This is a genomic window from Kitasatospora sp. NPDC018058, assembly GCF_044327205.1.
Lineage (GTDB): Bacteria > Actinomycetota > Actinomycetes > Streptomycetales > Streptomycetaceae > Kitasatospora.
Map to the genome: position 1 here is coordinate 1 of NZ_JBIRFA010000001.1, position 26,362 is coordinate 26,362.

Below are 26,362 nucleotides of genomic sequence, written 5' to 3' on the forward strand. Positions count from 1 at the left end.
CCGAACCGTCTGGCAGTGCCAGTCCGTCCCGGCATTGTCAGGGCTGCTTACCGCCCGCCTCGGCATCCCCCGAAACGAACTGCCCTCAGCTTCAACCAGGTTGCTGCGACAACCCGGCAGTGCAGGTCTCTCACCTCACTCGACTCCATGGCGCCTCGTGGCGCACCAACCCGCTACGACAAGCGCGGCTACGTCTTCCTCGGCACCGTCACCGCAGCGACCCTCGTCATCTGGCTCCGCACCTGATCACGTCACCAGGCCGGGGGCCGGGACTGGTCACCGCCCTCGATCTCCTCCGGCCAATCGACGGGCCCGCAGTCCGTCCGGCTCAGGATTCCGGGGTCAGGCGCGTAGCCCTCCTTCGGCGGTCCGGACCACAAGGCCCGTCTGGTGCGCGGAAGGGGTACCTCCAGCAGCCTGCCGTCGTGGATCATCCACAGGCCGAAGCAGTCGTCCTCCTCGTCGTGGATCAGTACCTGTACCGTCTCCGGACGAGGCCACGGCAAGGACTCCAAGTGCTTCAACAGCCCAGATCTCCAGCTCATGTGCTCGAATTCCGCACCCCAGCCGAAACCCCAGTCACCGCCCGGGCGCATCTCGGAGAAGCAGCCCAACCAGGTACGAGTAGGGTCGGGCCGCGTCAGCGGCTTCATCACCTCGTCCGCGTCCTGGGCCAGCACGATGACCTCGGCAATTCTGCTCATGTCTCGGAGTATCGCCGTCGATCAGGGGCCTGATGCGACTGGATTCAGCTGCTGGGCATCGCGATAGTCGGACAGCACCCCAGCCTGGCGCCGACTCTTGGCAATGATCGGCCGTTCAGTCGCGAGGCTCCCGGTCGGCGCCCCGACGCGCACTACTGCCGCACCCTCACCCACGGGGGCTGGGGCTCCGGCCGCGCGGCTAAGGGCGTTCCGGCGAGCCTGCACATCATCTACGCCCACCGCTGGCGTGCCGAATGAGCCGGCAGGACTCGGAGCAGGAAGTCGGCCCGTCCGACTTCCCACTCCGACTTCCTACTGGGAACCCCTTACTTCGCCGGCTTGAGGGGCACCAGCGGCAACGCCACCCGGCTCTCCCAGGCCTGCTCCAGCGCCCGAGTGAACGTTTCCGCAGGCTGTGCGCCGGACACGCCCAGCCGCCGGTCCAGGACGAAGAACGGCACTCCCGTCGCCCCCATCGCGCTCGCCGTGGCCTCGTCCTCGCGCACCGCCTCCGCGTACGCCTCCGGCTCGGCCAGCACCGCAGCGGCCGCCTCACCGTCCAGCCCCGCCTCGACGGCCAGCTCGACCAGCCGCCCGTCATCGAACGCGGAGCGCTCCTCGGCGAAGTTGGCCCGGTACAGCGCGTCCAGCAGTTGCCCCTGCCTGCCGTGCTCCTTGGCGAAGTGCAGCAGGCGGTGCATGTCGAAGGAGTTCGCCGCGTCCCGCCCGTCGTCCAGGTACGGCAGTCCCTCGCCGCGCGCGTTCTCGGCGATCCGGGCCTCCGCGGCCTCGGCCTGCTCCGGGCTCATCCCGTACTTGGCGGCGAGCAGCGGGATGACCGGGCGCGCCTCGCGCGGCGCGTGCGGGTCCAGCTCGAAGGAGCGGTGGACGACCTCCACCTCGTCGCGGTGCGGGAAGAGCTCCAACGCCTTCTCGAACCGCGCCTTGCCGATGTAGCACCACGGGCAGTTGACATCGCTCCACACTTCGACGCGCACGGCGCGGCACTCCTTCCAGCCTTGCGCGGACCTCCCGCGCTGACACCTACCGGAACGCAGTCATCCGTATGAATATTTCTCGTACTGAAATATTCAGGTGCGGCAGGCGCGGCATGGCCGGGAGGATGGTCCGGCGAAGTGGCCGTGTCCGTCTCCGTCGCCCGGTTGGGGGAGTCGTCGTGTCTTTCGAGTTCGTGCGCCGTCTGGACGGCCTGGTCTACCGCTACCGCCAGGACGGCGAGTTCAACGGCAGGCCGTCGTTCAAGCGGGTGGACCTGGACGTGTGGTGCCGCTGGCTGCCCGAACGGGGCTGGTGCACCGTCGGCGCCGACGGGATCGGGAACGGCTGGCCGCTGCTCGGGCAGACCGGGGAGGAGGCGTTCCCGCCCCTCGGCCCCTGGCGCAGCTGGAAGGCCGGCAAGTCGTACCTCTACGACCTGCGCCGCACAGACCAGCCGACCTAGGCGACCAGACGCCGCAGGGCGGCGTGGGCGGGCGGCCCCCAGCTGGCCTTGCCGCCGGGGAGGCCGCGCAGGCCGGCCTCCCCGATCCGGATGCCCGCGAGGGCTTTCAGCAGCGCCCAGCCGCGGGCGCGGCGCAGGGTCGCGGCGTCCGGGGTCGGCCGGTAGGCCGCGTGGAAGCGGTCGGCGGCGCCGTCCGGCAGCAGGATCCACGCGGCGGCGAGGTCGCAGGCCGGATCGCCCATGCAGAGGTCGCCGAAGTCGATCACGCCGCAGATGGTGCCGTCGGCGGTGAGGACGTTGGCCGGATGCAGGTCGGCGTGCAGCCACACCGGCGGTCCCGACCACGGCGGCGCGGCCACGGCATCCGCCCAGACGGCGCGGACGGCGTCCGGGTCGGGGACCAGCCCCAGGTTGACGGCCTCGGCGAGCTGCCGGTCGAACCCCTCGGCGTAGTCGGCCGGCGGCCCGCCGCGGCCACGGCCGACGGGAGCTCCGGCGGGGGCGGGCCGGTGGAGGGCGGTCAGGAAGGCGGCCAGGGCGTCGGCCGCCGCCTCGGTGCGGGTGGCGGGCTCGCGGTCGGCGGGCGCGCCCGGCACCCAGGTGGTGACGAGCCACGGGCGCGGGAACCGCTCGGAGGGCTCGCCGAAGCGTTGCGGCACCGGGACGGGCAGCGGAAGGCGCGGCGCGAGACCGGGCAGCCAGGCGTGCTCCTTGCGCAGCAGCGCGTCCGCGTCCCGCGTGGCCCAGGGCAGACGGACGGCGAGGTCCTCGCCCAGCCGCCACAGCTGGTTGTCCCAGCCGCGCGCGCCGAGCCGCACGGGGCGGTCGGCCAGGTCGGGGTGCTGGTCGCGCAGCAGCTGCCGGACCAGCTCGGCGGTGATCTCGGGCTCGGTGTGGGTCATGCGGAGCAACGGTAGTCGGGTGGCGGCGAGTTCGTCCGCCAGGCGCCCGGAGCGGGAAGTCGGCCCGGCCGACTTCCCGCTCCGGCGGGGCGTCAGGCGAAGGAGGGCCAGCGCTCCGCGGCCCAGGCGCGCCAGTCGGCCCAGCCCGGAGGGGCCGCGTCGAGGTCCCGGCCCGCCAGCTCCGTCGCGTCCGGCTCCTCGAAGTGCGCGTGCCCGTCCAGGATGTCGGCCTCGCTCATCGGGAGGGTCTCGTCCGGCGTCGTCGCCCAGCGGTGGGCGATCCGGGCGCGCTGGGTGTCCGGGTCGACCGGGAGGTAGAGCATCCGGCAGGACGCGCCGACCGACTCCGCCAGCCAGCGGATCGCGGAGCGTTCGTCCCGGCCCCAGCAGCCGAAGTCCACCACCACGTCGGCGCCCGCTCGCAGGGCCTCCAGGGCGATCGTCAGCAGCCGCCCCTCCAGCACGTCGCGCTTGCCGTCCGCCTCCATGCCGTTGAACAGCGGGATCATCCACTCGTCCGGGCTCAGCCGGACTGCCCGGTGCTCCTCGGCGAGTCGGCGGGCCTTCGTGGTCTTCCCGGCCCCGGGTAGGCCGACCATCAGGAACAGCGTCGTCACGTTCGGATGGTGGCAGCCGCGGCCCGCCCGGGGCGAACGGTTTTGCTCGGGCCGTCGGGTCCCCGAGTCCGGCGGCCTCGCCGCGGGCGAGGTGCTCGGCGTGGACGGCGACCTCTCCGAGTCCGGACCCCGGGTTCCCGACCCCGGGCTTGATCTAGACCGCGCTCCAGCTCCTAGTGTCCTCGCCATGACCACCACCGACCAGCAGCCGATCGGCTCGCCCTTCTCCTTCTCCAGCACCGCCGAGGACGTCACGGCCGGCCTCGACCTCTCCGGCCGGACCGCCGTCGTCACCGGCGGCTACTCCGGCCTCGGCCTGGAGACCGCCCGGGCCCTGAGCGCGGCCGGAGCCCGCGTGATCGTCCCGGCCCGGCGGCCGGACACCGCCCGTGCCGCGCTCCGGCACACCGCGGGCTGCGAGGTCGTCCCGATGGACCTCGCCGACCTCGACAGCGTGCGCGCCGCCGCCGCGCTGATCGCCGGATCCAGCCCGAGCCTCGACCTCCTGCTCGCCGTCGCGGGCGTGATGGCCACCCCGCAGCGGCGCGTCGGCCCCGGCTGGGAGGGGCAGTTCGCGGCCAACCACCTCGGGCACTTCGCCCTCGCCTGCGAGCTGTACCCGCTGCTGGCAGCCGCCCCGGGCGGCGCGCGCGTCGTGGTCAACAGCTCCGCCGGGCACGCCCTCACCGACATCCGCTGGCATGACCCGCACTTCCGCACCGGGTACGACAAGTGGCTCGCGTACGGCCAGTCCAAGACCGCCAACGTGCTGTTCGCCGTGCACCTCGACGCGCTCGGGCGGACGGACGGCGTGCGGGCCTTCGCCCTCCACCCCGGCAAGATCATCACCGGGCTGCAGCGGGAGATGACGCTCCAGGAGCAGATCGACCGCGGCTGGGTGGACGAGCACGGCACGGTCGTCGGCGCCGACTTCAAGACCCCCTCCCAGGGCGCGGCCACCGGCCTCTGGGCGGCCACCTCCCCGCTCCTCGCCGACCGGGGCGGGCTCTACGTGGAGGACTGCGAGGTCGCCCACCTCGCCGGCCCCGCCGACCCGATGGACGACGGCGGGGTCCGCCGGTACGCCGTCGACCCCGACGCGGCCGCCCGTCTCTGGGGCCTCTCCCTCGCCGCGACCGGGGCCACCCCGATCGGCCGCTAGAGGCAGATCCAGCAGTACAGCCGCTCGCCCGCCGTGCGCGCCCGGCGGGCGAGGGCGATCAACTCCTCGGCCAGCGGCAGCAGATCGGCCGGGTCGGCGCCGCCCCACTCCTCCGCCAGCGCCCACTGCGCGACGGCCTCCGGCACCCGGGCGTCGGGCACCCCGGCGAGGGCGTCCCGGGTGGCGTCGTCGAGCTCGGTCACCCAGGGGCCGGTGACCCACGGGTCGTCCTCGTCCTCCAAGCCGTCCGGTCCGGGCGGCGGGGTGGTCGGCCAGACCGCCGCCTCCCCGACCAGATCGACCCGCCACGGCTCCTGGCGGACGGCTGCGATGAGCGGCTCCCGCGATACGACTCCTTCCGAGGTCCAAACCGCTCGTAAGGGTTGTATCCGATCAGGGGCCGGGCCGTCCTTCGCCGAAGGGTGATCATCTCGCCGTCAGGCGCACCGGATAGCCTCATCCGCGCACGAGGAACGAGCGAACACGGCGCGACCGGGGGGCAAGGGCATGGTGCACACCGACGGCGAGGGCGACGATCGGCTGGCGGCCGAGGGCGAGGTGGCCGTCGCCCGGCTGGCGATCGACTCCGGGGACCTCGCGCACGCCGCCGACCACCTCTCCGACGCGATCCTCTCCGACCCCCAGCTGCCCGAACTGCACGAGGCGCTGGCCGAGTTGTGCGCGGCGGCGGGCGGCCCGGCGGCGGCGCGCGAGCTGTTCCCGCTGGACGGCGAGGTCTACCTCGGCACCGTCGTCTGCCGCGCCCACGTGGAGGCCGCCGCCGGGGACTGGGACAGCGCCGTCGGCCTGCTCGCCTCGGCGATCCAGCACGAGCCGGCCCGCCCCTGGGCGCACACCGCCTGGCTCGCCCGCGAGGACCTGCCCGCCCTCGTCGACCCGGACGCCGTTGCCCAGGCGGTGGCCCGCGCCGCCGGCGCATTGCCCGACCGACTGTCCGTCGAACTCGCCCACGCCGTACGGCCCTTCGACGACTTCGTGCAGGCCGTGCTGGCCCGCAACGGCGAGCACGCACTGCTGCTGGCGATGGCCTCCGGCCTGACCCGCCGCCTCGGCGCCACCGCCCGGGCCGTCGAACTCGCCCAGCGCGCCCACCGGTCGGCCCCCGGCTACCTGCCCTCCGTGATGCTCGGCAATGCCCTGCGCTCCGACGGCCGGCCCGAGGCGGCGCTCGCCGTCTGGGAGGCCGAACTGGCCCGGGAGGCACCGGAGAAGGACAACTCCAGCAGCTACCTCGCCGTCGACGTGGCCGAACTCTACGGCACCCTCGGCCGCCCCGCCGACGGCCTGCCCTGGCTGGACCAGGTGCTCGCCACCGCCCCCGACCACCCCAAGGCGGCCCCGGCCCGGTACGGGCTGCGCCACGCCATCGACGGCGACCCGGCGCACCTGCTCGGCCTGGCCGACCACCACCGCGCCCACCCCGACCACGAGTACGCCCAGGACCTGCTGGAGCGGCTCAGCCACCGCGAGCCCTGGCTCGGCATGGTCTCCGGCGCCACCGAGGCGACCGTCAACGTGCTGCACCAGGTGCTCGGCGCCGAGGGCACCGGCCGTGACACCGAGATCGACTGCACCGCCTCCGCCGTGGAGCCGCCCAGCTCGGTGCTGGCGGTCCACCTCGCCCTGCCGCGCTCCACCGTCTCCTACCAGTCCGTCGGCGAGCCCGACCCCCGGCTGCCGCTGACCGAGCCCACCACCCGGATCTGGGCCTGGGACGGCACCGACCCGCGCCCGGCCGTCGCCCCGCCCGCCCCCGCGAGCGCCGAACTCGTCCGCGCCACCGCCGAGATCGTCTGGCCGACCATCCCCGCCGCCTACGACCACGCCGTCCGGCTGGCCGGGCTGCCGCTGGACGAACTGCTCGGCGTGCTGGTCCACCCGCCGCTGCCCCGCGAGGACGACCTCGGTCGCGCGCTGCTCGCCCACCAGCCCGAACTGTGGGTGCGCGCCGTCCAGTCCTTCGCCTGCCTCGGCATCGCCCACCACCGCACCGACCAGCCGTGGGAGGGCTCCGAGCGCCGCCGGGTGCTGCGCGACCTGCTGCTCGGGCCGGAGGACTGGGTGGTCGAGGCGGCCGGCTTCGCCCTGGTCGCGATCGGCTGGACGCACCCCGAGACCCGGGCCGACATCGCCGAGCTGCTGCGGCAGCGGCTGGAGTACAGCGCCCGGGCGAGCCGCAGCCGGGCGGTGACGATCCTGCGCTCGCTCGCAGCCCTGGCGCTCGCCGCGCCGTGGACGGAGCCGGCTGACCGCGACCTCGCCAGGCACCTGCTGGCGGAGGCGGACGGTCAGGACGGCGGGGACCCCGAGAACGGCAAGGGGGCCGGGGAGGACGAGGCCCGGGAGGAGCCGGTGGGGCCGAGCGCGCAGCGGCAGTCCGGGCCCCGCCCCGGCCTGATCCGCCGTCTCTTCGGCCGGAGTTAGCGCTACCCGCTACCCGCTACCCCACCCCCGGCAGCGGCTCCTGGTCCACCTCGAACCGCGCGACCCGCTCCGCCGGGTCGCGGCACTCCGGCCCCAGCCGCAGCATCCGCGACTCCGGGTCGTGCAGCGGCCGGTGGCAGCGGCGGCAGGTGACCCGGGGCCGGAGGGCCTGGGTGGTGTCCGTGCCGGGGAGTGGCTCAGGGCTGGTCATGGGGAGACGGTAGCCGCCCACGGCTGCCCCGGGCCTGTCCTGCGGATCTCCGCCGGGTCCACAGGACAGGCCCGGGGCCTGCGCCGTGAAAGGATCCGTCCCATGGCCACGGACCGCAGCAGCGCAGGAGACCCGGCGCGCACCCTCGCCCTGCTCTGGGGGCTGACCGCCGAGGAGAAGCCCGGCCGGCGCGGTCCGAAGCAGGCCCGCTCGACCGGCGAGATCGCCGCCGCGGCCATCGCCGTGGCCGACGCCGAGGGCGTGGACGCCGTCACCATGCGCCGGGTCGCCCAGGAGCTGGGGCTGTCCCCGATGGCGCTCTACACCTATGTGCCCGGCAAGGCCGAACTGCTCGACCTGATGCTGGACACCGTCTACGCCACGATGCCCCGCAGCGCCCCGGCCGACGAGGGCTGGCGGGCCAGGGTCACCGCCGTCGCCGACGACAACCGGGTGCTGTTCCGCGCCCACCCCTGGGTCGCCGCCGTCTCCACCAGCCGCCCGCCGCTCGGCCCCGGTCTGATGGCCAAGTACGAGTACGAGCTGCGCGCCTTCGAGGGCACCGGCCTGCCCGACGTCGAGCTGGACGCCGCGCTGACCCACCTGCTCGGCTTCGTCCAGACCTGCGCCCGGATGGCCGCCGACGAGCGCGCCGTCCAGCAGGACAGCGCGCTGACCGACGCCCAGTGGTGGGAGGCCAACGCCGAACTGCTCGCCCGGGTCTTCGACCCCGAGCGCTACCCGGTCGCCGCCCGTGTCGGCGCCGCCGCCGGCCAGGCGCACGGCGGCGCGTACAGCCCGGAGCACGCGTACGCCTTCGGGCTGGGCCGGGTGCTGGACGGGCTGGCGGCGCTGATCAAGGAGCGGTAGGCCGCCCGTCGTACTCCGTACCGGGACGTCACCGCGGACGAGCAGGTCCGCCGACTGGTGGCCGCGGGGCTGCCGGAGGGCTTCGCCGGGCTGTTCCCGAACACCGACGCGGCCATCGCCGAGGGCGAGCTGGCCCTGCGCACCGGGGACCTGGCCCGGCTGATCGGCCGCCCGACCGTCCCGCTGGCCGAGTCCGTCCGCGCAGCGCTGGGCGCCTAGAGCACCTGGTGCCCAAGGCAACCGTCTGACCGGCGGGAACACCGGATCCGTCCGGCATTCAAACAATGTCATGACCAAAATCCGGAAACGGAGATGACAGTCTGCCCTTCCGCCCGCTACCGTCACCTCGATACATCGCGCGCGCGGGAGGGCACTCGGCCATGCCACAGACAACCCAGCAGGACAGCGGCCGAGGCCTCTGGTACGGCATGGCGGCCTACGGCATCTGGGGGCTCTTCCCACTGTTCTGGCCGCTGCTGGAGCCCGGCGCCGCCGACGACATCCTGGCCAACCGGATGGTCTGGTCCCTGGCCGCCGTGGTGCTGATGCTGATCGCCCAGCGGCACTGGAGCTGGATACGCCCGCTGCTGCGCCAGCCCCGCCGACTCGCCATGCTGGCCGGCGCGGCCATGGTGATCTCCGTCAACTGGGGCGTCTACATCTGGGCCGTCAACAACGGGCACGTGGTGGAGACCAGCCTCGGCTACTTCATCAACCCCCTGGTCACCATTGCCTTCGGCGTCCTGGTGCTCAAGGAGCGGCTGCGCGGCGCGCAGTGGACGGCCGTCGGCATCGGCGCGGCCGCCGTCGCGGTGCTGACCGTCGCCTACGGGCAGCTGCCCTGGATCGCGCTGGTCCTGGCGCTCTCCTTCGCCACCTACGGCCTGCTGAAGAAGCAGGTCGGGCTGAGCGGGCTGGAGAGCCTGGCGGCGGAGAGCGCCTTCATGTTCCCCTTCGCCCTCGGCTACCTGATCTACCTGGAGGTCAGCGGGCACGGCACCTTCGGCCACACGGTGCCCGGCTCGTACGGCTGGGGGCACTCGGCGCTGCTGGTGCTCAGCGGCGTGATCACCGCGATCCCGCTGCTGTTCTTCGGCGCGGCGGCCGTGCGGGTACCGCTGACCGTGCTCGGGCTGCTGCAGTACCTGGCGCCGGTGTTCCAGTTCCTGATCGGCGTCGCCGTCTTCCACGAGTCGATGCCGCCCGCGCGCTGGGCCGGCTTCGCCCTGGTCTGGGCCGCGCTCGCGCTGCTCACCTGGGACGCGCTGCGCCAGGTGCGGGCCGGGCGGGCCGCGGTCGTGCCGCAGCCCGCCCCCGCACAGCGGGAAGCCGTCACGCGCTGACGCGTCTCAGGCGCCGATACCGCTCATGCGCTGATGTCGCGGCTGGTGAACCGCGACCAGGCCGCCGAGCCGAACACGGCGACGTAGGCGGCCTGCAGGCCGAGGTCCTTCCACACGCCGTCCCAGTACATCGGTTCGCGCAGCAGGTCCGAGAAGCTCATCCAGTAGTGGGTGAACAGGAACGGCCGGATCGCGTCCAGCTGCGGGAAGGCGTCCAGGATCTGCACGGTGACCACCAGGCCGACGGTCGCGGCCATCGCCGCGATGCCGCTGCCGGTGAGGGTGGAGACGAACAGCCCGATCGCCACCAGCCCGGCCAGCGAGACCGCGACCACCCCGGCCACCAGCACCGCCCGCAGTAGCGCTTCGGAGAAGCCGATGGTGTCCCCGGAGATCAGCGTGACCTCGCCGAGCGGGAACAGCGCGGCACCGGTGGCCAGCGCGGACAGCGCCACCGCCGCCGTGGCGGCCAGGCAGAACGCCAGCCCGGCGGTGAACTTGGCGGCCAGCAGCCTGGTCCGCCCGGCCGGGGCGACCAGCAGGTAGCGCAGCGTCCCGGTGGCCGCCTCGCCGGCGACCGAGTCCCCGGCCACCACGCCGACCGTCATCGGCAGGAAGACCGGCAGCGCCACCCCCAGCGCGGTGAACACCAGGAACAGGCCGTTCTGCGTGGTCTGCGCGATGAAGCTCGGTCCACCGCCGCCCTCGTGCGGGCTGTCCGTGTTGAGCTTGACCACCACGCCGATCAGGATCGGCAGCACCGCCAGGATGCCCAGCAGCACCCTGGTGCGCAGCCGGCGGAAGGTCAGGTGCAGCTCGTTGCGGAACAGCGCCAGGAACCCGGCCGCGGTCTGCGGTCGACGGCCGGCCGTCACCGGCACCGCCTCAGCCTGCGACATCGAAGCCCTCCCCGGTCAGCGCCACGAAGGCGTCCTCCAACGTGCCCCGCTCCAGCCCGAATCCGTGCACCCGCACCCCGGCCTCGACCAGCGCCGCGCACAGCTTGGGCAGCACCTCGTCGCCCTGGGCGCCCAACTCGCCGTCCACCCGGCCCTCGCCGGGCGCCAGCGCGCCCACCTGGTGGGCGGCCAGCACCTCGGCGGCCTGCGCCACGTCGGGGGTGCGGACCACCAGCCGGCCCTGGGACCGGGCGGCCAGCTCGGCGACGGTGCCCTGCACCAGCAGCCGGCCGCGGGACATCACCGCCGCGTGGGTGCAGACCTGCTCGATCTCGTCCAGCAGGTGCGAGGAGAGGAACACCGTGGTGCCCTCCGCCGCGACCTCCCGCACCAGCGCCCGGATCTCCCGCATGCCCTGCGGGTCCAGACCGTTGGTCGGCTCGTCCAGCACCAGCAGCTCGCGCGGCTGCAGCAGCGCGGAGGCCAGGCCCAGGCGCTGCTTCATGCCCAGTGAGTAGGCGCGGGCCTTCTTCCCGGCCGCGGCGCTCAGGCCGACCCGCTCCAGCGCGGTGTCCACCCGCTGCCGGCGGGTGCGCGGGTCGGCGGTCGGATCGGCGGAGTCGAAGCGGATCAGGTTGTCCCGGCCGGAGAGGAAGCCGTACAGCGCCGGGCCCTCGATCAGCGCGCCCACCCGGGGCAGCACGGTGGCGACGGACTGCGGCATCGACTCGCCGAGCACGGTGGCCACGCCGGAGGTGGGGGCGATCAGGCCCATCAGCATCCGGATGGTGGTGGTCTTGCCGGAGCCGTTGGGGCCGAGGAAGCCGAACACCGAGCCGCGCGGCACGGCCAGGTCTAGGCCGTCCACGGCGAGCTGGCCGCCGCGGAAGCGCTTGGTCAGGCCGCGGGTTCTGATCACGTCGTCGGTGCGGGAGGGCGGAGAAGTGGGAGCGGGGGCCGGGCGCAGCGCGGCGCCCGTACCCCCGGCCGACTCCGTAACGTCCCCCGTTACGGGAGTCCCGGTCATCCGTCAGTTCACCCCGGCGGCGTGCTGCAGGACCGGCAGGGTCACCGCGCCGGCGAAGACCCGGCCGTCGTCGGTGAGCAGGACGTTGACGGCCTTGGTGCTGATCAGCGTGCCGCCGCCGACCGGCTTGCCGAGCGACTTGACCAGCGCCTGCGGGTTCACCGGCCGGCCGTGGTGCTTGCCCTGCTTGCCGTCGCCCTTGGACTCCCCGGCGGGCGCCTCGACGCTGCTGGGCAGCTGCGCGGAGACCACGGCCGTCCAGCCCTCGCCGATCACGTTCACGCCGCCGTGGTCCTTGGCGGCCCCGCCCTTGGCGGCTTCGCCCTTGCCGGCGTGGTCCTTGGCGGCCTCGTCCGCCTTCCGCTCCGTCACCTTGGCGCCCTTGGGCACCGTGAAGTCGAAGGCCTTGGCGGCGGGCTTGGCGAAGGACACGTCGGTGAAGTGGACGTCCAGCACGGTGGAGCCGTCGGTGGACTTCACCACCACCGCGAGCGGCACCCCGTTGTCGGCTGCCACCGAGATCCGCACCTCGGCGACCGTCGAGCCGGACTGGGTCGGCTTGACGCTCAGCTGGTACGCCTTCTGCCCGGCCACGGTGGCCGTCCCGGCCACGGTGACCGAGGTGGTGCCGGCGCTCGTGGTCAGGAACTGCTTGGCGGCCTCCTGCGGGGTGGTCGGCACGCCGGTCAGCGGCGCCTTGGAGTGCTGCTCGGCCGCCGGACGCCCGGTCAGGTGCACCGCGCTGTTGGTCGAGCTGTCCCAGGCCCAGCTCTGGTCGCCGTTGCGGACCAGGGTGTAGCCCGCCATGTTCTCCATCAGGTCCACCCGCTGGCGGTCCGGCCCGTCCACCGCGACCCGCAGGGTCTGGTCCCCGCCGAGCAGGCCGAGCAGCTTGGCCTGCGGGTCCGCCGAGGAGCCCTTGCCCTGCCCGGCGGCCGCGGCGAACCCGCCGGCCCCGCTCAGCAGCTGGCTGGGCAGCCCGAGGTCGGTCGAGACCGACACCGTCCCGGACAGGGTCTGCGCGTCGGAGCCGAGCACCTTGGCCACCAGCTGCTCCGCCGACACGGCCGGCAGGTCGGGCGGGGAGTCGGCGGCCAGCGCGGGCACCAGCCCGACCCCGGTGGCGATCACCGCGGCCACCGCCAGCGGCACCCCGGCGCGTACCAGGGTGCGCCGCCGCGAACGGAACGGCACCCCGCCGTCCTGCTGGTCCCCCGCCGCCGTGTCATTGGTCATGGCGTCATCAACTCCTCTGCGAACCCGTGCGATTGGCACTGCCCTTCCATTAGAGGTCGGCGCCGCCGCCGCGTCATCGCCCTGCAGGGCCAGATCGGGGTGAACCTGGTGGGTACATCGACCCTGAGACGGCCTCAGGGTTGGCTCCTCCGAACGTACGACACCTGGCGTAGGGTCGCGCCATGGACGGAACCGCCATGGACGCAAGCAACCCCCCTACCGCGAACGCGATGCGGCGCGCCCTGCGCCGCGCCCGGGACGGCGTCGCCCTCGATGTGGCCGAGGCCGCCGTGTTGCTCCAGGCCAGAGGCGAGGACCTGCGCGACCTGTGCGCGAGCGCCGCCCGGGTGCGCGACGCCGGGCTGGAGGCGGCCGGCCGCCCCGGCGTCATCACCTACTCCAAGAGCGTCTTCATCCCGCTGACCCGGCTCTGCCGCGACAAGTGCCACTACTGCACCTTCGCGACCGTCCCCGGCAAGCTGCGCCGGGCCGGGCACGGGATGTTCATGTCCCCGGACGAGGTGCTGGAGGTGGCCCGGCGCGGGGCCGAACTCGGCTGCAAGGAAGCCCTGATCACGCTCGGTGACAAGCCCGAGGACCGCTGGCCCGAGGCCCGCGAGTGGCTGGACGCGCACGGCTACGACGACACCGTCGCCTATGTGCGGGCGATGTCCATCCGCATCCTGGAGGAGACCGGCCTGCTGCCGCACCTCAACCCCGGGGTGCTGAGCTGGACGGACTTCCAGCGGCTGAAGCCGGTCTCCGCCTCGATGGGCATGATGCTGGAGACCACCGCCACCCGGCTGTGGAGCGAGCCCGGCGGCCCGCACTTCGGCTCCCCGGACAAGGAGCCGGCCGTCCGGCTGCGGGTGCTGGAGGACGCCGGCCGCAGCTCCGTCCCGTTCACCAGCGGCCTGCTGGTCGGCATCGGCGAGACGTACCGGGAGCGCGCCGAGTCGCTGTTCGCGCTGCGCAAGGTCTCCCGGGCGTACCACGGCATCCAGGAACTGATCCTGCAGAACTTCCGCGCCAAGCCGGACACCGCGATGCGCGGCATGCCGGACGCCGAACTGGACGAGCTGGTCGCCACGGTGGCGGTGGCCCGCCACCTGCTGGGCCCGACCGCCTGCCTGCAGGCGCCGCCGAACCTGGTGGACGGCGAGTACGAGCGGCTGATCGCGGCCGGCATCGACGACTGGGGCGGCGTCTCCCCGCTCACCCCTGACCACGTCAACCCCGAGCGCCCCTGGCCGCAGATCGACCGCCTGGCCGAGCGTTCGGCCTCGGCCGGCTTCGACCTGCGCGAGCGCCTCGCCGTCTACCCCGAGTACGTGCTGCGCGGCGAACCCTGGCTGGACCCGCGGGTGCTGCCGCATGTCCGCGCCCTGGCCGACCCGGCCACCGGCCTGGCGAACCCGGACGCCGTGGTCCAGGGCCGCCCGTGGCAGGAACCCGAGGACCTCCCGGAGGCGTACGGGCGGACCGACCTGCACGCCGCCATCGACACCGAGGGCCGCACCGGCGACCGCCGGGCCGACTTCGAGGACGTGTACGGCGACTGGGAGGCGCTGCGCGAGCAGGTGCTGGCGAAGGGCGCGCCCGAGCGCCTCGCCGGCGACCTGCGCGAGGCGCTGAAGGTGGCCGCCGACGACCCGACCAGGCTCACCGACGACCACGCGCTGGCACTGTTCCACGCGGACGGCCCGGCCCTGGACGCGCTGTGCCGGATCGCCGACGACGTCCGCCGGGACGCGGTCGGCGACGACGTCACCTACTGCGTCACCCGGAACATCAACTTCACCAACGTCTGCTACACCGGCTGTCGCTTCTGTGCCTTCGCCCAGCGCCGCACCGACGCCGACGCCTACACCCTCTCCCTGGAGCAGGTCGCCGAACGCGCCGCGCAGGCCTGGGAGGTGGGCGCCACCGAGGTGTGCATGCAGGGCGGCATCCACCCGGACCTGCCCGGCGCCGCCTACTTCGACATCGCCCGCGCGGTGAAGGAGCGGGTGCCCGGCATCCACGTGCACGCCTTCTCGCCGATGGAGGTGGTCAACGGCGCGACCCGGACGGGTCTTTCGATCCGCGACTGGCTGCAGCGGGCCAAGGAGTCGGGCCTGGACACCATCCCGGGCACGGCCGCCGAGATCCTGGACGACGAGGTCCGCTGGGTGCTCACCAAGGGCAAGCTGCCGGCCGCGACCTGGGTCGAGGTGGTCACCACCGCGCACGAGCTGGGCATCCGCTCCTCGTCCACGATGATGTACGGGCACGTGGACACCCCCGAGCACTGGCTCGGCCACCTGCGGCTGCTCGCCGACATCCAGCAGCGCTCGCTCGGATCCAACGGCACCGGCGGCTTCACCGAGTTCGTCACCCTCCCGTTCGTGCACACCAACGCCCCGGTCTACCTGGCCGGCATCGCCCGGCCCGGCCCGACCGTCCGGGACAACCGCGCGGTGGTCGCGATGGCCCGGCTGCTGCTGCACCCGCACATCCCCAACATCCAGACCAGCTGGGTCAAGCTGGGCGCGGAGGGCGCGGCCGAGATGCTCCGCTCGGGCGCCAACGACCTGGGCGGCACGCTGATGGAGGAGACCATCTCGCGGATGGCCGGCTCGGCGTACGGCAGCTACAAGTCGGTGCGCGACCTCCAGGCGATCGCCGAGGCCGCGGGCCGCCCGCACCGCCAGCGCACCACCGTCTACGGCGAGGTGCCGGCCGAACGGCAGGCGGCGGCGCTGGCCTCGGACGGGCACCTGCCGGAGCTGCTGCCGGTGCTGGACTGAGGCGGGCCACGGGACCCAGGCCGTCGTCACCGCGATGGCCGGGGCGGGGAACCGAAGTGCGAGGGGTGCCGTCGTTTCGCTCGCGTCTTCGCATACAGTGCCAGGGCGCGCGCCACGGCCGTGCTCCGCGCGGACCCGCCCCCCCGACCCCGACGAAAGGCGCCCCGTCGTGATGCCCCTGTGGTCACGAGCCCAGCAGCAGGACTTCCGCAGCCGGGTGCGGGGCTGCCTGCTCGGCGGTGCCATCGGTGACGCGCTCGGCGCCGGCGTCGAGTTCGAGTCGCTGGAGAAGATCCGCGCCCAGCACGGCCCGCAGGGCGTCACCGGCTACCTCCCCGTGCACGGGCGTACCGGTGCCGTCACCGACGACACCCAGCTCAGCCTGTTCACCGTGGACGGCCTGATCCGGGCCCACATCCGGCGCGACACCGGCAGCTGGCACCCGCCCACCGACCTGCACCTGGCCTACCTGCGCTGGGCCGCCACCCAGCGTGACTGGGGCCCGGACGAGCGCCGCCCCGACCTCGGCTGGCTCGGCCGCGAGGAGTGGCTGTACGCCCAGCGCGCCCCCGGCCAGGGCTGTCTGACCGGCCTGACCGGGCCGGACGGCGAGCGGCTGGGCACCCTGGAACGGCCCAAGAACCCGCACTCCAAGGCCTGCGGCACGGTGGTGCGGGCGGCGCCGTTCGGACTGCTCACCACCTGGGAGCCGGGCCTGGTGTTCCAGCTCGCGGTGGAGTGCTCGGTGCTCACCCACGGCCACCCGACCGGCTACCTGGCGGCGGGCGCGCTCGCCGTGATCGTCCAGGCGGTGGCCCGCGGCGGCACCCTGGAGGAGGGCGTCCACCTCGCGCTGGCGCTGCTCTCCGAGCGACAGTCGCACGAGGAGACCACGGCCGCGCTGCGGGCCGCGCTGGACGCCGTCCGGGCCGGCGAGCCGTCCGCGGACCGGGTCGAGGCGCTGGGTGAGGGCTGGGTCGCCGAGGAGGCGCTGGCGATCGGGGTCTACTGCGCGCTGGTCGCCCACGACGTGCGCTCGGGCCTGCTGCTGGCGGTCAACCACTCCGGGGACAGCGACTCCACCGGCGCGGTCTGCGGCAACCTGCTCGGGGTGCTGCACGGCGACACCGCGCTGCCGCCGGGGCTGGTGGCGGGGCTGGAGGGGCGCGGCGCGATCCTCGAACTCGCCGACGACTTCGCGCTGGAGCTGATGCACGGCACCGAACTGCACGACCGGCAGACCCCGGAGGGGGGCAACTGGGCGGTCCGGTACCCGGTGGTGTACTGAACGAACGCCTCGGAAACGGCAGTTGCCCGTAGCGCCGGCCGCCGCTGAAGGTGACGGTCACCGCTACGGGCAACTGGTCCGAGCACGGATCCCGGTCAGACCTCGCCGAAGGTCCCCGCCGCCGTGGCCGCCGCGAACGCGTTCCAGGCCTCGGTGGAGAAGAGCAGCTGCGGGCCGAGCGGGTCCTTGGAGTCCCGGACCGCCACTGTCTCGGCGGTGGGTCCGGCGATCTCCACACAGGCGCCCTGGCCGCCGCTGTGACTGCTCTTGCGCCAGTGGGTTCCGTACTCGGAGGGGGTGCTCATTCGTGGTATCCCTTTTCGATGTCGGCTATCAGCGACCGGCTCTCCGCGACACCGAGTGCGGCCGCTCTCAGGTAGTCGTACAGACCGGTATAGCGGCGCACGTCCGCCTCCTTCTCCAGGTAGAGGTCGCTCGTCACACCTTCGAAGTAGACAACCGTGGAATCGGCTGACTCCGGGAACTCCAGCAGGGAGAATGTCCCGGTCATGCCGGGGTGGGCGCCGTGCGAGAACGGGATCACCTGGATGGTGATGTTCGGGCGCAGGCTGAGCTCCAGCATCTGCCGCAGCTGCCGGGCCATGATCTCGCGGCTGCCGACCTCACGGCGCAGTGCCGCCTCGTCTATGACGGTCCACAGGCTGCCCAGCTGGTTCTCGCCGTGGACGCGCTCCTGGCGCTTCATCCGGACCTGCACCCGGCGCTGCACCGCGACCGCGTCGGTGTCCGGCTGGGTGCCCTCGACCACGGCCTGGGCGTACTGCTCGGTCTGCAGCAGGCCCGGGACGAAGGAGGACTCGTAGGCGCGGATCGAGGAGGCCTCGGCCTCCAGGCCGATGTAGACGCTGTACGGGGTCGGCATGTCGTTGAAGTCGTGCCACCAGCCGCGCTGGCGTGATTCCTTGGCCATCTCCATCAGGCTGTTGCGCATCTGCTCGTCGGACACCTTGTACACGTCGCAGAGGTCCCGTACGTCGCGCTGGCTGATGCTGCGGCGGCCGTTCTCCAGCCGGCTGATCTTCGACTGGGAGACCATCAGCCGGCCGGCCACCTCCTCCGCCGTCATCCCGAGGCCCTCGCGGAGTTTGCGCAGCTCCGAGCCGAGGCGCCGGCGGCGCACGGTGGGATTGATGTTCGCGGACACGTCGACCTCCGGCCGGACCTCTGGTGATCGTTGGAACGGCAGCCCTCGGAACACTTCGGACATTGGGACCAACCCCCCTGACTTGGAGCAGCATGTCACCTTGGGCCAGGTCGGCGCCGGGGAATCACAGCAGCGCAGTAGAGCAGATCATCGGAAAAGCGCTTCTGTGAGACAGCGAAAGCCCCCAGGTGGTAATACGGCTCGACGACTCGGACCGGTAGTTGCGGAGGGCCTCGACGGGCCCCCGGGAACGGCAGAGGGGCGGTCGCCGGGCGACTTGCGTCGCGGGGCGACCGCCCCTCGGTGCTTCTGGTGGTGCCGGTGGTGCCGGGTCGCGCGCCGGATCGTCCGGCGCCTTCGGGTGGCGCGGACGGGACGGCCCGCGCCGCTGGGCGTGTCGTCAGCGCGTCGGGCCGGATCGCCTTGACCGGCCTGACCGCCTTGACCGCCTTGACCGGCCTGACGGCTTCGACGGCCCGGGGCCGCCGTGGGTCAGCGGCCCGCGCGGATCAGCGGACGCCGACCCGGGAGGCGGGGACCCGCCCGCCCGAGGCCCGGCCCGCCGTGCGGGTGCCGCCGGGTCGGCCGGTGCCGGTCCCGGAAGCCTGGGAAGAACGGTTCTGCTGCGCCGGCAGGCCGTTCTGCACGTCCATCACGGCGTGCGCGACCATCCCGCCGAGCGGGTCGTACCGGATCAGGTCACGCAGCCGCGACCGTGAGGACCGGCCCTCGTTGCCCGGGTACAGGTGCTTGCCCAGCCCCACCGAGTGGGCGAGGGCCGCGAGCGCGGCCGTCCGCGGGTCCGGCGGCACACCGGTGCGGATCGCGGTGTCCAGCCGCTGCTTGATCGCGGCGTTGGTGCAGTCGTCGGACGCCTGGTACCGGGTCGTCGGCAGCACCCCGCACACCTGGCCGGGCACGGCGGTGACCATGCCGCAGCGCTCCAGGTGCGCCAGGTACGTCTGACGCAGCCCCAGCCGGGGTCCGCCGATCCAGTGCGCCGCGCGGACCGGGCTCCCGCGTCGGCGCAGCAACTCCAGTGCGTGGTCAAGGGTCGGGTCGCCGGTCGGTCGTGCGAGCACGACGGCGATCCGGTCTCCCTCCGGTACGATCCGTCCGGCCAGGGACAGCTCGACGAGCTGCGCCCCGGCGAGTCCGAGGTCGAGGGTCTGCGGCTGCGCCGTGGTACCCGTGGTCGGGTCCAAAGCGAGCAGCAAGAGTTCCTCGGGAACAGTTCTGCGGCTCTTGCCCATCCAAGCCTCCCCGCGTGGATGAGAGACAGGGTGACGCCTCTCACACGGGCTTGTCGAGTACGCCTCCGAATCGTGACCTTGCGGTGAAGGCGCGGAACCGGCGGCCGCGGGCCGGGCGTCTGATCGTTGAACAGGCCGCAGTGCGGCCGTGCGGCGGCAATAAGCGCCGGTCGGGCGGGGTGTGCGCAGCCGGATCGACCGTATGTGGCGGAGACTGTACAGGTACACGGAGCGGGGCGCCGGCTTCCCGAAATCGGGTCTGCCGATGCCCCGCCGGGCGTTGAGGAGGCTGGGATACGTGGGCGAGTCCCCCGACAGGGTGCTGAGGGACGGCGAGCGGGAGCGGGGCCGGGAGGGCGAACGGACCGGTGCGGCGGACGACGCCGCGAAGGCCGCCGACGGCGGGTCCGCCGGTTCGACGGCTGCCGGGGCGTCAGCAGAGGCCGCGGCCGGGGCATCTGCGGAGGCGTCTGCGGAGACCGCCACCGAGACGTCCACCGGGGCGGCTGCCGAGTCGTCCACCGAGTCGTCCACCGAGACGTCCACCGAGACGTCCGCCGGGGCGGCTGTCGAGTCGTCCACCGGGTCGCCTTCCGCGGCGTCGGGGGCGGGGGCCAAGGGCGGCTCGACCGTGCAGATCCGCGTCCGGGATGTGGACAGCCGGACGACGATGCTGCGGTTGCCGGTGGACAACAAGACCACCGCGCTGCGGCTGCCCGAGGAGCTGCTGAAGGCCACTGGCGACGACAGTTCCGATGGTGGGGGGGAGAAGGAGGAGTCCGCCCCGACGGCTGACGCGGCGAAGGAGGCCGCCGAGCGGCCGTCCGGCGCCGACCCGCGTCTCGCCATGCGGGCAGCTGTCGCAGCTGCCGCGGCGACGGCCGAGGCCCCTGGGAAGGACTCCGGGAAGGCGTCGGAGAAGGCGTCCGAAGAGGGGGCAGGGAAGGGGCCGGAGAAGGCTTCCGGTGCGACCGCTCCCGAGTCCGACACGCCGGAGGAGAAGGAGTCCGCGGCCGACTCCGCGAAGCCCGCCGACACGACGGGGAAGGCGAAGCCGGCCGAGAAGGCCGACACGCCCGAGGCCGCCGAAGCCGAGGAGCCCGCGGAGTCCGCCGAGGCCGACACGGCTGCCGAGTCCGACAAGGCCGATAAGGCCGACGAGCCCTACGACCCGACCAAGACCGTGCTGCTCACCAAGCCACCGGTTCCGACCGGCAAGGCCGAGAAGCTGGAGAAGCCCGGGCCGCTGCGCGCCCCCGCCGCCGGCACCGTGCCCGAGCCCCCGGCGCCCACCCCGCTGCCCGAGCCGGCCCCCGTCCCCGAGCCGGTGCCCGAGCCGCATCCGGCGCCCAAGCCCCTTCCCGAACCCGAGCCGACCCCGGGCCCCGAACCGCTGCCCGAGCCGGTCCCCGAGCCCGAGCCCGGCCCGGCCCCGGCGCCCAAGCCGCTGCCCGAGCCGGACCCGCGGCCGGTGCCGCCCGTCCCGCCGCTGCCCCGGCCCGAGCCGCTGCCCGCCCCGGAGCCACTGCCCTCGCCCGAGACCACGGCCGAGGCGATGGAGGTCCTGGCCTCCCTCAATGCCCGTCCGGTCTCGCCGCTGCGCCGTGCGCTCAAGCGGATCACCATCTGGACGGCGTTCCTGGCCGTGGTGCTCGGTGCGGTCGTGGTGGCCCAGCTGCTGCGCCCGTTGCCGGACGCGAAGGTGAAGATGTCGGCTGCGGGCAGCTTCAACTTCTCCGGCGACGCGCTCGACCTCGCCTGGCCGGCCAAGGGCCAGTCCGCCGCCGAGGTGGTCGGCGTGGGCAGCCTCGGCAGTTCGGGCCAGGAGACCCCGGCCCCGATCGCCAGTGTCACCAAGGTGATGAACGCCTATCTGTTCCTGCAGAAGTACCCGCTGAAGAAGGGGGAGAGCGGCCTGAAGATCATCGTCGACAAGCAGGCCGCGCAGGAGTCCGGCAACGGGGACGAATCCCGGGTGACGCTCACCGAGAACCAGGTGCTCACCGAGTACCAGGCGCTGGAGCTGCTGATGCTGCCCTCCGCCAACAACGTGGCCCGGCTGCTCGCCCGCGTCCACTCCGGCTCCGAGGAGGCGTTCGTCAAGCTGATGAACGACACCGCGGCCAAGTTCGGCATGACCAACACCACCTACGCCGACCCGGCGGGCTTCAACGCGGAGACCAAGTCCACCGCCAAGGACCAGCTGAAGCTGGCCGAGCAGGTCATGCAGGACGAGATCTTCCGGCAGATCGTCTCCACCCCGGAGACCAACTTCAACAACGTGAAGATCCCCAACACCAACAACCTGATCAACCCGAAGACCGGCGTGATCGGCGTCAAGACCGGCTCCAGCACCCCGGCCGGCGGCTGCCTGATGTGGGCCGCGTACAAGGAGATCGGCGGCGTGAAGCGGCTGATCCTCGGCGTCACGCTCGGCCAGCAGGCCACCTCGTCCAAGGAGGGCGACGGCATCCTGCCGACCGTGCTGAAGGTCAGCGGCAAGCAGATCCAGGCCGCTCAGAACGGCCTGACCGGCCAGACCGTGGTGAAGAAGGGCGACGTCGTCGGCTCGGTGGACGACGGGCTCGGCGGCAAGGTCCCGGTCGTCGCGACCAAGGACCTCGTGGTGGCGGGCTTCCCCGGGATCAGCGGCACGATCACCCTGGACCCGGCCAAGCTCGGCCACAGCGAGAAGGCCGGCAAGGAGGTCGGCACGCTGCGGGTGGGCGCGGGCGACAGCAAGGTGGAGGTCCCGGTGGCCCTCCAGTCCGACCTGAACCCGCCGTCCATCCAGTCGCGGCTGCTGCGCATGCTGTGAGCGCGCTGATCCGCTGAACGACGAAGGAGGGGGAGCCGGACCGATCCGGCTCCCCCTCCTTCGTCCGTCTCAGGTGGTGCGGTCGAGCAGCGCGAGGGTGAGACCGCCGAGCGGCACCACCCTGTCCGGCTCGCCGTACCGCGCCTTGAGCAGCCGCGCCTGCTCCTCCGTCATGGCCGCCAGCGGGTCGGTGGTGTCCCCGAGGACCAGCAGCCAGACCCGAGGCCCGTCCCCCAGACAGGCCTCCGGCCGCGGGCAGGGCTCGGGGGTGAGGTCCTCGGCGTCCTCGGCGCCGCGCGCGACGAACACCGGGAACGGCCGGACGCCCGGGGGCAGGTAGTAGCTGACGCCCGGCCAGACCATCGCCCAGGACTGGTCGCCCATCGGGGCCGCCAATCCGTCCCCGGGGCGGTACCCGGCGGTGATCTCCTCGGCCGCCGCGCGGAACGGCTCCTCGGACCGGGTGTGCGCGTCCGCGTACCGCACCCCGGGCTGCTTCGGCAGCGCCGCCACGGCCGGGAGGGCGAGCAGCCCCACCGCGAGCAGTCCGGCCGTCGCCACGGCCGCCCGCGGCGGTACGGTCCGCCCCGGCGCCCACGGCCGTCCGCCCCGGGCCGCCACCGCGCGGTACACCGCCGCGACCCCGCCCCCGGCCAGCACCGCCCAGGCGGGCACCGTGAAGAGCAGGTACCGGTCGAGGAAGTACGAGGTGGCGCCCCGCGAGACCAGCCAGACGGCCAGCACCGGCAGCTCCGCCAGTAGCAGGAACTGGCAGGCCTGCAGCCGCCGGCCCGGCAGCAGCAGCGCGGGCAGCGCCAGCAGGGCGAAGGCCAGGGCCACGTGGCCCGCGCCGAAGAGGTGCCCGCCGAAGCCGGTGAGACCGGAGAAGGACGGCGTCTTTATCCAGCCGAGCTGCCGGTCGGACTGCCGACTGCCGAGCAGCGCCACCGGCAGCACCGGCAGCACCGCCACCATGACGGCGACCGGGTACTGCCGGAGGATCCGCCGGTCCACCCCGCCCCGGGTGCGCCACAGGTGCAGCAGCACCAGCGTGGCCTGCCCGGTGACCGTACTGAGCGAGACCAGGTGCCAGACCCCGGCCAGGGCCATCGCCACGGTGTACGGCGCCCACCGCCGCAGGCCCGGCCGCTCCAGCGCCCGCAGCAGGAAGTAGGTGGCGGCCGCGACCGAGCAGGTCGCCAGCGCGTAGGCGCGCGCCTCCTGGGCGTAGTGGGACACCTGCGGCGGCACCGTGAACAGCAGTCCCGCGCCGATCGCCGCCACCCGGCTGCCGAACAGCCGGTCGGCGGCCAGCGCCACGAAGGCGGCCGCCGCGGCCATCGCCAGCACGGAGGGTATTCGCAGCGCCACCGTCGAGTCGCCGAACATCGCCGTCCAGCCGTGCATCAGCAGGTAGTAGGCGCCGTTGCTGGCGTCTACGTGCCGGAGCAGCCGGAGCAGGTCGCCCAGCGAGCGGGTGGCCACCGTCCAGGTCGCCATCTCGTCCCGCCACAGCTCGGGCGTCCCCAGCCGGTACCCGCCGACCCCCAGCATCACCACTGCGGGCCAGAACCACACCTGCCCCAGCAACCGGACGGCCGGGCGCACAGCTGGTGTCATCAGGCCTTCGTCTCCTTCGGGCGGCGCACCGGGGCGGTTCGAACACTTCTCGGCAGGCTACTTGACCTGCTCTGACGTCCCGTCGGCGCCCGGGTCCCGGTCGTCACCTCCAGCCACCACCCCCCAGGCGACCCTCGATCCGGTACGCTGTGAACGGCCTGGTCACAGACCGGCCGCGCCTCAGTAGCTCAGGGGATAGAGCACGGCTCTCCTAAAGCCGGTGTCGCAGGTTCGATTCCTGTCTGGGGCACAGCACGGCACCGCAACTCACAGGCCCCCCGTCCGACCTCGGACGGGGGGCCTGCGGTATTGCTCCGGGTGCTGTCAGCGGACGGGCTCGTCCGGGTGGTCGGCGGGGTCGTCCAGCTCGACGTCCTCGGCGTGCGGCGCCCGGACGTAGGGCACGATGACCCGCTGAACCCGGGGCCGGGTACGCCAGTTGACCCGCCGTACGTCGCGGGCCAGGGCGCCCGGACGCCAGAGCTCGGTGGCGGCGGTCACGACGCCCAGGACGACGCCGGCGGCCAGCCAGCCCGCCACCACGTCGGTGGGCCAGTGCACCCCGAGGGCGACCCGGGTCCAGCCGATCGTGAGCACCGTGCCCGCGGCCACGGCACAGGCGGCGGTCCGGCCGCGGCGGTGCACCCGGTACCAGACCAGGCCGACCAGGACGGCACAGGTGATCGCCGAGGCCATGGCGTGCCCGGAGGGGAAGGCCGGGCCGTCGGCGTGCGCGACCGGGTCGCCGAAGGCCGGGCGTTGGCGGTCGACGGCCAGCTTCAGCGCCCACTGGGCGCCCCAGCCGACCAGGGCCTGGGCGGCCACCCAGCCGGCCAGCACGCGGGCGCCGATCAACAGGAGCCAGGCGGCCGCGACGCCGAGAAGCGCACGCATCGTGACGGGGCCGCCGATGTCGGAGAGGGTCTGCACCGCGGCGGTCCAGATCCGGTGTTCCCGTGCGTAGACGTGGAGTTCGCTGATCCAGTCCTGGTCGAACTCGTGCAGGGGGTGCCAGTGGCCCGTCACCAGCATCGCCAGGAGGCCGAACAGCGCGGCGCAACCCAGCGCGAGCGCGGCGTCCCGGAGGAGACGGCGGTGACGCACGGCGACGGAGGTCGAGCTGTTGGTCAGGTGCATGCCTGACACCTTCCCAGCGCGTTGCGCCGTTCGGGAGCCGGAGTGATAGCGATTCGGCATCTTTTGTGGGGAGGACCTGCGTGCGCGGGGGTGTGGGCGCGGGCGGAAACCGGGGGTGCGCGGGAACGTGCGCGACCGTTCGCCTGTTCAACGAGTAGGCGGCGATTGCGCGTAGAGCCGGTGAAGAACGGTCCCGGGCGATCGCGCGAAGTGGGCGAATGCGGGCACGCGAGGTGCCCGGCCGATCACCGAGCGTCCAGAACCGGAGTGAAAACCGGCAGGATACTGCATCGAGGGGAATAATCTGAGTGAGTTGGGAATGTTGTCCGGATTCTGTTCGTTGGATCGTTACGTGTGAGCCCCCAGGGGCCCGCATTTCTTGCCCTCGCGGGCAGGCAGGCAGACCTCGGCAACACCAGCAAAGGGAGCAAGCATGGCCACCCGTGCCGTCGTTCGCGACAGGGCCGACCGGACTCGCGCGGCCCGCCCGACCAACCTTGAGGCCGACCGTGACCTGGTCGGCATGTACCTCGACGAGATCGCCAGGACGCCCCTGCTCGATGCCGCCGAGGAGGTCGAGCTCTCGCTGCGGATCGAGGCCGGCGTGTACGCCCAGCACCTGCTGGACGAGGGCGAACTTCCGGGCGGCGTGACGCACGAGGAGCTGGAGGCGATAGCCGCGGACGCCGAGCGTGCCAAGGACGTCTTCATCCGCTCCAACCTCCGCCTGGTGGTCGCGGTGGCTCGCCGCTACCCGCGCAGCGGCCTTCCGCTGCTCGACCTCATCCAGGAGGGCAACGCCGGCCTGGTTCGCGCCGTGGAGAAGTTCGACTACGCCAAGGGTTTCAAGTTCTCCACCTATGCCACCTGGTGGATCCGCCAGGCGATCACCCGCTCCATCGCCGACCAGTCCCGCACCATCCGGCTGCCCGTCCACCTCGTCGAGGAGCTCGGCCGGATCCGGCGGGTGCAGCGCGAGAAGTCCAAGGAGCTGGGCCGCGAGCCCGAGCCGGCCGAGATCGCGGCGGAGCTGGACACCACCGAGGCTCGGATCAAGGACGTGCTGGACTGGGCACGCGACCCGGTCAGCCTCAACATGTCCGTCGACGACGAGGGTGAGACCCAGTTCGGTGACCTGGTGGAGGACACCGGGGCGACGTCCCCCGAGGACGCCGTGATGGTCATGCTCCGCCGCGAGGAGCTGGACGACCTGATCGGGCGGCTGGACGACCGCACGGCCTCGATCATCCGCTCCCGCTACGGCATGGAGGACGGCCGCGAGCGCACCCTCACCGAGGTGGGCAAGCAGCACGGCCTCACCCGCGAGCGGATCCGCCAGATCGAGAAGCACGCGCTCGCCGAGCTGAAGAAGATCGCCGACCACGCGGGCTTCGAAGCCGCCTGACGGACCGGC

Annotated in this window: 24 protein-coding genes and 1 tRNA gene; 11 read left to right on the top strand and 14 right to left on the bottom strand. The window is 73.2% G+C overall.

Annotation, left to right across the window (positions count from 1 at the left end):
• Positions 1 to 251: 251 nt before the first annotated feature.
• On the bottom strand, positions 252 to 704 hold the full coding sequence (locus ACH4E7_RS00005; RefSeq protein ID WP_396246710.1) for a hypothetical protein: 453 nt from the start codon (positions 702 to 704) through the stop codon (positions 252 to 254).
• 326 nt (positions 705 to 1,030) lie between these two features.
• Positions 1,031 to 1,702, bottom strand: coding sequence for a DsbA family oxidoreductase (locus tag ACH4E7_RS00010; protein WP_396246711.1), 672 nt, complete (start codon positions 1,700 to 1,702; stop codon positions 1,031 to 1,033).
• 179 nt (positions 1,703 to 1,881) lie between these two features.
• On the opposite strand from ACH4E7_RS00010, the gene ACH4E7_RS00015 reads away from it, so the two are divergent.
• The gene (locus ACH4E7_RS00015; RefSeq protein WP_396246712.1) at positions 1,882 to 2,166 is read left to right on the top strand and encodes a hypothetical protein; all 285 of its coding nucleotides are present in this window, start codon (positions 1,882 to 1,884) and stop codon (positions 2,164 to 2,166) included.
• Here ACH4E7_RS00015 and ACH4E7_RS00020 read toward each other — a convergent pair.
• Together ACH4E7_RS00020 and ACH4E7_RS00025 are read right to left on the bottom strand one after the other, a co-directional pair.
• Positions 2,163 to 3,068 carry an aminoglycoside phosphotransferase family protein gene (locus ACH4E7_RS00020; protein WP_396246713.1) on the bottom strand — a complete coding sequence of 302 codons (906 nt, stop codon included), beginning with the start codon at positions 3,066 to 3,068 and terminating at the stop codon, positions 2,163 to 2,165. The genes ACH4E7_RS00015 and ACH4E7_RS00020 overlap by 4 nt on opposite strands.
• A 92-nt stretch (positions 3,069 to 3,160) precedes the next feature.
• Entirely contained in the window at positions 3,161 to 3,685 is a 525-nt protein-coding gene (locus ACH4E7_RS00025) for an AAA family ATPase (RefSeq protein ID WP_396246714.1), read from the bottom strand.
• Positions 3,686 to 3,872: 187 nt separating this feature from the next.
• On the opposite strand from ACH4E7_RS00025, the gene ACH4E7_RS00030 reads away from it, so the two are divergent.
• Positions 3,873 to 4,847 (top strand): SDR family NAD(P)-dependent oxidoreductase, encoded by a 975-nt coding sequence (locus ACH4E7_RS00030; protein ID WP_396246715.1) that lies wholly within the window; start codon positions 3,873 to 3,875, stop codon positions 4,845 to 4,847.
• Here the strand turns inward: ACH4E7_RS00030 and ACH4E7_RS00035 are convergent.
• On the bottom strand, positions 4,844 to 5,089 hold the full coding sequence (locus ACH4E7_RS00035; RefSeq protein ID WP_396246716.1) for a hypothetical protein: 246 nt from the start codon (positions 5,087 to 5,089) through the stop codon (positions 4,844 to 4,846). The two genes, ACH4E7_RS00030 and ACH4E7_RS00035, sit on opposite strands and share 4 nt — an antisense overlap.
• Before the next feature lie 265 nt (positions 5,090 to 5,354).
• Here ACH4E7_RS00035 and ACH4E7_RS00040 point away from each other — a divergent pair, with 265 nt between their 5' ends.
• Positions 5,355 to 7,292, top strand: coding sequence for a tetratricopeptide repeat protein (locus tag ACH4E7_RS00040; protein ID WP_396246717.1), 1,938 nt, complete (start codon positions 5,355 to 5,357; stop codon positions 7,290 to 7,292).
• A gap of 16 nt (positions 7,293 to 7,308) precedes the next feature.
• Here ACH4E7_RS00040 and ACH4E7_RS00045 read toward each other — a convergent pair whose 3' ends face one another.
• A complete protein-coding gene (locus ACH4E7_RS00045) occupies positions 7,309 to 7,503 on the bottom strand; it encodes a DUF6011 domain-containing protein (RefSeq protein WP_355670112.1) in 195 nt (64 codons plus the stop codon).
• A 102-nt stretch (positions 7,504 to 7,605) separates the two neighbouring features.
• Here ACH4E7_RS00045 and ACH4E7_RS00050 point away from each other — a divergent pair, with 102 nt between their 5' ends.
• The 3 genes from ACH4E7_RS00050 to rarD all read left to right on the top strand — a co-directional run bounded on the left by ACH4E7_RS00050 (position 7,606) and on the right by rarD (position 9,716).
• Positions 7,606 to 8,373: a TetR/AcrR family transcriptional regulator gene (locus ACH4E7_RS00050; protein ID WP_396246718.1), complete on the top strand. Its 768-nt coding sequence runs from the start codon at positions 7,606 to 7,608 to the stop codon at positions 8,371 to 8,373.
• Positions 8,374 to 8,430: 57 nt separating this feature from the next.
• Positions 8,431 to 8,592 carry a hypothetical protein gene (locus tag ACH4E7_RS00055; RefSeq protein ID WP_396246719.1) on the top strand — a complete coding sequence of 54 codons (162 nt, stop codon included), beginning with the start codon at positions 8,431 to 8,433 and terminating at the stop codon, positions 8,590 to 8,592.
• Between the two features lie 161 nt (positions 8,593 to 8,753).
• Positions 8,754 to 9,716, top strand: coding sequence for an EamA family transporter RarD (gene rarD / locus ACH4E7_RS00060; RefSeq protein WP_396246720.1), 963 nt, complete (start codon positions 8,754 to 8,756; stop codon positions 9,714 to 9,716).
• Between the two features lie 23 nt (positions 9,717 to 9,739).
• On the opposite strand, the gene ACH4E7_RS00065 is transcribed toward rarD, so the two are convergent.
• From ACH4E7_RS00065 to ACH4E7_RS00075, 3 genes are read right to left on the bottom strand one after another with little or no spacing between them, the layout of a single operon-like run.
• Positions 9,740 to 10,615 carry an ABC transporter permease gene (locus ACH4E7_RS00065; protein WP_396246721.1) on the bottom strand — a complete coding sequence of 292 codons (876 nt, stop codon included), beginning with the start codon at positions 10,613 to 10,615 and terminating at the stop codon, positions 9,740 to 9,742.
• Positions 10,602 to 11,642 (bottom strand): ABC transporter ATP-binding protein, encoded by a 1,041-nt coding sequence (locus ACH4E7_RS00070; RefSeq protein ID WP_396246722.1) that lies wholly within the window; start codon positions 11,640 to 11,642, stop codon positions 10,602 to 10,604. Before ACH4E7_RS00070 ends, ACH4E7_RS00065 begins: the two co-directional genes overlap by 14 nt.
• A gap of 3 nt (positions 11,643 to 11,645) precedes the next feature.
• Positions 11,646 to 12,878, bottom strand: a complete 1,233-nt coding sequence (locus tag ACH4E7_RS00075; protein WP_396246723.1) for an outer membrane lipoprotein carrier protein LolA — start codon at positions 12,876 to 12,878, stop codon at positions 11,646 to 11,648.
• A gap of 182 nt (positions 12,879 to 13,060) precedes the next feature.
• Here ACH4E7_RS00075 and ACH4E7_RS00080 point away from each other — a divergent pair, with 182 nt between their 5' ends.
• Together ACH4E7_RS00080 and ACH4E7_RS00085 are read left to right on the top strand one after the other, a co-directional pair.
• The gene (locus tag ACH4E7_RS00080; protein ID WP_396246724.1) at positions 13,061 to 15,667 is read left to right on the top strand and encodes a bifunctional FO biosynthesis protein CofGH; all 2,607 of its coding nucleotides are present in this window, start codon (positions 13,061 to 13,063) and stop codon (positions 15,665 to 15,667) included.
• Between the two features lie 172 nt (positions 15,668 to 15,839).
• A complete protein-coding gene (locus ACH4E7_RS00085) occupies positions 15,840 to 16,955 on the top strand; it encodes an ADP-ribosylglycohydrolase family protein (RefSeq protein ID WP_396247125.1) in 1,116 nt (371 codons plus the stop codon).
• Positions 16,956 to 17,050: 95 nt separating this feature from the next.
• Here the strand turns inward: ACH4E7_RS00085 and ACH4E7_RS00090 are convergent, their stop codons facing one another.
• The 3 genes from ACH4E7_RS00090 to ACH4E7_RS00100 form a co-directional block, all read right to left on the bottom strand.
• Entirely contained in the window at positions 17,051 to 17,260 is a 210-nt protein-coding gene (locus ACH4E7_RS00090) for a DUF397 domain-containing protein (protein ID WP_355670105.1), read from the bottom strand.
• Positions 17,257 to 18,120, bottom strand: a complete 864-nt coding sequence (locus ACH4E7_RS00095; RefSeq protein ID WP_355670104.1) for a helix-turn-helix transcriptional regulator — start codon at positions 18,118 to 18,120, stop codon at positions 17,257 to 17,259. The genes ACH4E7_RS00090 and ACH4E7_RS00095 overlap by 4 nt, the downstream gene beginning before the upstream one ends.
• A 509-nt stretch (positions 18,121 to 18,629) precedes the next feature.
• Entirely contained in the window at positions 18,630 to 19,373 is a 744-nt protein-coding gene (locus tag ACH4E7_RS00100) for a GPP34 family phosphoprotein (RefSeq protein WP_396246725.1), read from the bottom strand.
• A 298-nt stretch (positions 19,374 to 19,671) separates the two neighbouring features.
• Here ACH4E7_RS00100 and ACH4E7_RS00105 point away from each other — a divergent pair, with 298 nt between their 5' ends.
• Positions 19,672 to 22,191 (top strand): hypothetical protein, encoded by a 2,520-nt coding sequence (locus ACH4E7_RS00105; RefSeq protein WP_396246726.1) that lies wholly within the window; start codon positions 19,672 to 19,674, stop codon positions 22,189 to 22,191.
• Between the two features lie 69 nt (positions 22,192 to 22,260).
• On the opposite strand, the gene ACH4E7_RS00110 is transcribed toward ACH4E7_RS00105, so the two are convergent.
• A complete protein-coding gene (locus ACH4E7_RS00110; RefSeq protein WP_396246727.1) occupies positions 22,261 to 23,811 on the bottom strand; it encodes a glycosyltransferase family 39 protein in 1,551 nt (516 codons plus the stop codon).
• A 177-nt stretch (positions 23,812 to 23,988) separates the two neighbouring features.
• Between ACH4E7_RS00110 and ACH4E7_RS00115 the strand changes: the two genes are divergently transcribed.
• A tRNA-Arg gene (locus ACH4E7_RS00115) sits at positions 23,989 to 24,061 on the top strand.
• A 74-nt stretch (positions 24,062 to 24,135) separates the two neighbouring features.
• On the opposite strand, the gene ACH4E7_RS00120 is transcribed toward ACH4E7_RS00115, so the two are convergent.
• A complete protein-coding gene (locus ACH4E7_RS00120; RefSeq protein ID WP_396246728.1) occupies positions 24,136 to 24,948 on the bottom strand; it encodes a phosphatase PAP2 family protein in 813 nt (270 codons plus the stop codon).
• Positions 24,949 to 25,381: 433 nt separating this feature from the next.
• Here ACH4E7_RS00120 and ACH4E7_RS00125 point away from each other — a divergent pair, with 433 nt between their 5' ends.
• Positions 25,382 to 26,353 (top strand): sigma-70 family RNA polymerase sigma factor, encoded by a 972-nt coding sequence (locus tag ACH4E7_RS00125; RefSeq protein WP_396246729.1) that lies wholly within the window; start codon positions 25,382 to 25,384, stop codon positions 26,351 to 26,353.
• The last annotated feature ends 9 nt before the right edge of the window (positions 26,354 to 26,362 follow it).